This is a genomic window from Halanaerobium sp. (assembly GCF_003070835.1).
In genome coordinates this window covers 1-5,795 of record NZ_QBLR01000215.1, presented here as the reverse complement: position 1 = coordinate 5,795, position 5,795 = coordinate 1, and the positions used below count along the sequence as shown (strand labels likewise).

Here is a 5,795-nt window from a genome sequence, read left to right as displayed (position 1 = left end):
GGGAGATTCTATTTTTTTATTCAAAAAAATTTGAACTAGATTTACTGTTTAAAGACTATCATAACTGGATTCGGTATTTTTACTTGCCGAATTCAAGTTAAATATTGCAATAGCAGCTGTTTTAGGTTTAATGTTATCCGTTTTCTTAGTGTTTTTTAAAGAATTTATTAACAATGCTGATTTGAGTAAATACGAATAATAAATATAAAATCTAAACTTTTAGCTTAACTGAAACCTCCTTTAAACTGAGCTTTAACACTCAATTTTGAAAGGAGGTTTAATTTTATTAAAATAGTCAGCAAAAATAAATTGTCTAGCTATTTTTTAAATTCCCCAAAATAGAGTAATAAAAATAGGGATAATGATCGATAGTAAGATTAATAATGGAGTACCAACAATTATAAAGTCTTTAAAATTATAGCCTCCAGGACCATAAATCATTAGATTAGTCTGATAGCCGATAGGGCTTAAAAAAGCTGAGCTGGAAGCAAAAGTTACTGTCAAAACAAAAGCAAAAGGGTTGGCTCCAAGTTGAGTGGCAGCCCCTACTGCAACAGGAATCATCAGTACTACACTGGCATTATTGCTGATCACACTGGTTAAGACTGCCGTAAACAGATAAAAAAGGCTGAGAATTATTAGCGGGGGAAAGATGTCTGTTACTCTTAATAACTGATAGGCAATAAATTCTGCCGTTCCGGTCTCTTCAATTGCAACTCCTAAAGGGATTAAACCTGCCAGCAGAAAAAAGACCTCCCAGTTTATAGCTTCATAAATTTCCTTAGGATCCACCAATTCTGTAGCTACCATAGCCACCACCCCACCTAAGGTTGCAACCGCAATCGAAACAAGATTTAAGGCGGCCAGTAAAATCACTGTTCCAATAATTAATAAACCGGTTGCGATATCTGCAAATTGATAAGCTGTTTCCTCACTAGCTTCTCTTTCAATCATAAAATTCTTATTTTTTTCTAATCTGGCTAGAGTAGACTTTGTTACTAAAAGAAGTAATACATCTCCTGACCTTAAAGTGAAATTTTTCAACTCATTATGCCTAATCTTTTCTCCGTGTCGAATAGCCAATAAAGTAGCATTATAGCGCTCAAGAAAATGAACCTGATTAATAGTTTTTCCTTCTACAAATGAATTATCAGAAACAATTAATTCTACAACTTTTTGTCCCTGCAGGGAATCCTCCAATTTTCTCTGACTAACTCGAATTTCAGTTAATAATTTGATCCCTTTTGCTGCTGCAAACTCTGACAGGGCTTTTCTTTCACCTTTAATAACCAGATGATCACCGGCTCTAATAGTTTTTACACTTAAGGGTTCCATAAATTGTTCATCTTCTCTAGTGATTTGGACTATATCTAGATCCAGCTCTATTTCTTTAAAAACCTGACCAATACTCCGGCCTAATAAGAGCGAATCTTTTTCTATCTCTAGCTCAGTTAAAAATTGATCCATCTCATAAGCTTCCAGTAAGTCTTTACCTGCAGCTGAGATCCTCTCCGGAATTAAATAGTAGCCGACTGTAATTAAATATAAAAAACCAACTAAAAAAGCTATCAACCCCAGTTTAGTGAATTCAAACACCCCAAAAGGATGGTTAATTAGTCTTGCCGAAACTTCACTGGCTAAAATATTAGTTGAGGTTCCAAATAAGGTTATTGTACCTCCGAGCATGGCGGAATAGGAAAGTGGAATTAATAATTTTGAAGGAGAAATTTTTGTCCTTCTTGCCAGATTGGTTACCATTGGGATAAAAGCTGCTACTACTGGAGTATTATTAATGGCACTGGCCATAAAACCTGTCAAAGAAGCAATCGATCCAATCTGCTTCCTTTTATTATTTCCAGAAAAAGATTCTATTTTACTACCTAAAATTTCTACAGCGCCACTGTTTTGAATACCTCTACTGATTACAAACATGGCCATAACAGTTACAGTCGCATTATTGCTAAAACCGGATAACGCCTGTTCAGCAGAAACTCTGGTCCAGCTTTTTAAGGCAATCAAAATTACAGGTATTGAGATGGCGATAATTCCTATTGGGAGTGGTTCCCAGATAAACAAAATCAGGACCAGAACTATTAAAAAAATTACTACAGCAACATTACTGGTAAAGGCAGGGGGCTTCAAATTAGCCTGAGGGTAAGTAGCTGATGCCTCAACAAATCCTGTGCTTAAAAATACTACTGCTAAGGCCAGCGGAACTGTGATAAAAATTAATTTTTTTAGTTCAAGCAACTTAAACCCCTCCTTTTTCCCATTTTAATTTAGCTTTCTAAAAGAACTAAAAACCTCTCCCTTTTCCGCCGGCAGGAGAGGTTTAAAGACTGCTATTTTGCCATTTTTCGTTCTAATTTATATATTTCTTTTTCATTTTCAACCTGTTTGCGGGCATAATAGGACATGTCAGATTCAATGTTATCAAGTTGAAACTCAGTTTTAGTCCTGTATTCACTTAAACCTCCAACCTGTTCAAATGTGGCATTAACTCTTTTCTCTATCCGGGCCAGAGTTTCATTGGTCTCATTACTAAAACTGTTGAATTCTCCTCTAAAGTTTGAAAGATTAACTTCTAGGCCATCAACTCGAGAATCTAAAGCTGCAAATTTAGAGTCTAAACCGTCAAACTTGGAATCTAAATCTTCAATCTTAGAAAGGATTAGTTTTAATGTCTTATCTACAGCCACCTCATCTTCACTCTCCTTTCTCCGTTTTCTCCATAAATTTTTAAAATTTATTTAAATTCCTTATCTATCTTTATAATTACTCACTAAATTAATTATATTACTTTCAAAGTCTGATAGCAAACAAATCCAGGTTAAAGATAACTTAATTTAACTATCCCTCTAGAAGAATTTAGCCTATTTATTTTCTTGCGCGAGCGCTGTTTTTTTACCAGTTTGCCAGCTCCAGCCGTTCAAATACCACCGGATCAAGCAGCTCAATGATCTTCTCCTGCATCTCCTTTACTGCCTCCTGAAACTTAAACCAGTGAGTCTTTTGATAGGTCTCGCTCTTCCAGCTGTAACAGCTTTTTAAGAATTTAAGCTTTTTTGAGAAATAATCCAGGCCCAACCGCTGCCAGCTTGAGCTGCGGTCAATTTTTAAGAAGCCGGTATTAATTTTTACCGCTTTATTAAACCAGAGTGAGGGATCATAATCTTTTAGCTTTGCTGCTCCATATTCTTTTTTTAAACTTAATTTCCGGCAGCAATTAAGCCGCCGCTTACGGCTGTTAACCTTAAACAATTCCGGGCATTCTGATTTTTTACCGATTACCGCTCCCAGGTCAGCCAGCAATTCTTCTTTTTCAGATTTGATATCTGCTGCTGCAGCTGCTGGATCATGATACTTCTTTAATTCTTCAAAAATTCTGCCGGCTGCTTTTAAAAAAATCTCCTTATTATCCCGCCGAGAATTAGACCTACAGAGTCGCGGGTCCTGCCAGAGAGCATGAGGAATATCTGGACGGTGACCGGCAGCTGCATGCCCAATCTTATAAACTGAACGATCAAAGATTGAACTCAACTTCTGCTGAATCCCCTCCACCAGGTTAAATTCATCATAATAACCAACAAAGTTCTGATGGGCAAAGCTGTCAGCAAAAGAATGGATGGCCAGACCTATTTTATATAAATTATCTGAGTCGAGTCCAAGCTTAAGCACCTGCCTGGCATTTTTGCTGTCCGGGGTAGTATTTAAAAGATGAAGTTTACCATCCCGTCGGCGGGCTGAGTCAGCCAGAGGATCACCGGGAATAAAGTGGAAGACCGGATAAATGCGGAATAAATTTTTCTTTGGTCTGGTAATATTTTTAGTCTGAGAAATATAATTGCTGTAAGCATAATTAGAATTCTGATCAATATTATAGATCAAATCATTATCATCGATATACTGACTGGAGTAAGCAATTATCTCTGCCTCTGCTGGCTTAAAGCCTGCTCTGACTGTTATCAGGTAGGTCATGTAATAATGAAATTCAATGTTCAATTTTATCACCTCGTTTTAGTCTTAAATTCTATTTCGAGCTCAGTTAAATTTTTCCTGCTTTTTAGTGAAAATTTTCTCAAAATTATTGAAAATAAAAAGAGCAGTTCCTAATCTTCTGAGAACTGCTCTTAAAAGTATAGCTGAATACTATTGATGTTTTTCATTTTTCATAACATAAATATCCCTAGAATTTCTGGCCACCTCATTATTAAGATAATTGAAGCCACTTTTTATCTCATTAATATCCCTTTTCAAAGCAGTCTGGCCGAGAGTTAAACGCACAGTTTGATCGTGAATCTTATTTATTGTATACTTCAGCTGGACTGTGACCTTTTAAAACCCACTGCCTGGTATTATTATGAAAATCATTAATCAACTTAATCAGTTCATCTTTTCCTGCAAAAATATCAATTTCAAAATCCTCGGCTAAAACTCGAACTATCTCTGCTGTACTGACATTATTATTAATCATCAAATAAAAACCAAAAAGAATTCTTTCCGCTTCTTCCTGAGGCAGCTTATAATCACGGGTTAATTTCTTTTTGAATCTTCTCTGGGCAAGGTTCCAGCTGGGATGCCCTTTTTGATAAGCATTTTCTATTTCTTTTTTAGATGGGATATAATAATCCAAATCACTGCGTTCTTCTCTTTCAATGAGAATCTCAGGCGCGTCTTCAACAGCACCCAGAATAAAAAATGGCCCGGCACTATAAGCTAAAACCGAAAATTCTCCATATTCTAAAACTACATCTAAGGGATCAATTCTCCATTCAGGAGTCAGATACCTCTCTAAAGAGTTATATAAAAGCTCAGGGCTTAAAACTCCAAAATAAACCGCACTACCAACTGCATATTTAATATAACTGTCATTTAAACGAATTTGTTTTTTAATGCTTTTTTTGTTTAAAATAGATCTAATTTTACTTCTCAATTCCTCTGGTATGAGAAAAATAGCGGTCTCTTGATGCTGACCTAAAAATACTACTCCCCGGGCTTTAAAGTAATCTGCTAGATAAAAAGTGAATTCATTAACTTCAATATAGGCTGCTGAATATTTTTCACACTGCACAATTATTTCTTTTAAAAATTCAGTTTGTTCTGAGCCTAAGTATTGAAGCCAGGATTCTAAATTATCAGCAATTCGTTTAGTCAATTCCTGAATAAGTTCAGCTTTATTAAGCTGGCTAATGCCGTGAAAATCCCAGAGTTTTCTTATTTCATTCAGTTCATTTTTCGTAAAATTTGATAATAATTGATTATAGCCTGCATCCGGTTCAATATTATCCAGTTCTTCAACCCATAAATTTTCTTTCATCAACTGAGCCCCCATTAAATTTTATTATTCTTTAACTATTATACACTTTTAAATTATTAGAGGCAAAAAAATCCCGGCAGCTTAATTGCCACCAGGAGTCACCACTATATTTTTAAATTAATTAATTTTTTAATGCTTCTTCTAATTCCTTTAAATCTTTAATCTTCGAAATTCTTTCACTTAACTCTTCTATTTTACTAATTTCTGCCTGATCAATTGGTTCCATAAACGATAGATGTACATTAGATATGATTTAATGTTTCAAAAAATCAATTATTTCTTCTTTAGAATCTGCAGTTACTATTTTTTCACTTAAATCTTCAATTTTACTCAACTCAGCTTCATTAATTAAATCAATAATTTCATTATCTGAATTCTTAAATTTAGCCTTAACTTGCCTCATCAGGATTAATCTTGCCTCTTCCTGTTTTCCCTCAATCTTACCCTCAATTCTACCTTCTTCTTTTCCCTTTTTCTT

General features: G+C 35.0%; 5 protein-coding genes. All 5 read right to left on the bottom strand.

The genetic code is table 11. The features are described from left to right. Nucleotides 1–324: 324 nt before the first annotated feature. On the bottom strand, nt 325–2,250 hold the full coding sequence (locus CI949_RS15685; RefSeq protein WP_290768016.1) for an SLC13 family permease: 1,926 nt from the start codon (nt 2,248–2,250) through the stop codon (nt 325–327). Between the two features lie 92 nt (nt 2,251–2,342). Beyond that, nucleotides 2,343–2,699 carry a hypothetical protein gene (locus CI949_RS15680; protein WP_290768013.1) on the bottom strand — a complete coding sequence of 119 codons (357 nt, stop codon included), beginning with the start codon at nt 2,697–2,699 and terminating at the stop codon, nt 2,343–2,345. Nucleotides 2,700–2,904: 205 nt separating this feature from the next. Next, nucleotides 2,905–4,002 (bottom strand): DUF6765 family protein, encoded by a 1,098-nt coding sequence (locus tag CI949_RS15675; RefSeq protein ID WP_290768011.1) that lies wholly within the window; start codon nt 4,000–4,002, stop codon nt 2,905–2,907. Nucleotides 4,003–4,300: 298 nt separating this feature from the next. After that, complete coding sequence (locus CI949_RS15670; RefSeq protein ID WP_290768009.1) at nt 4,301–5,317, bottom strand: hypothetical protein; 1,017 nt, start codon at nt 5,315–5,317, stop codon at nt 4,301–4,303. Between the two features lie 253 nt (nt 5,318–5,570). After that, a partial coding sequence (locus CI949_RS15665; protein WP_290768007.1) for a DUF4351 domain-containing protein occupies nt 5,571–5,795 on the bottom strand: 225 nt, incomplete at its 5' end.

Excerpts from the sequence above, each read along its gene's own strand:
- CI949_RS15670 (WP_290768009.1), bottom strand. The coding sequence starts at position 5,317 with ATGAAAGAAAATTTATGGGTTGAAGAACTGGATAATATTGAACCGGAT.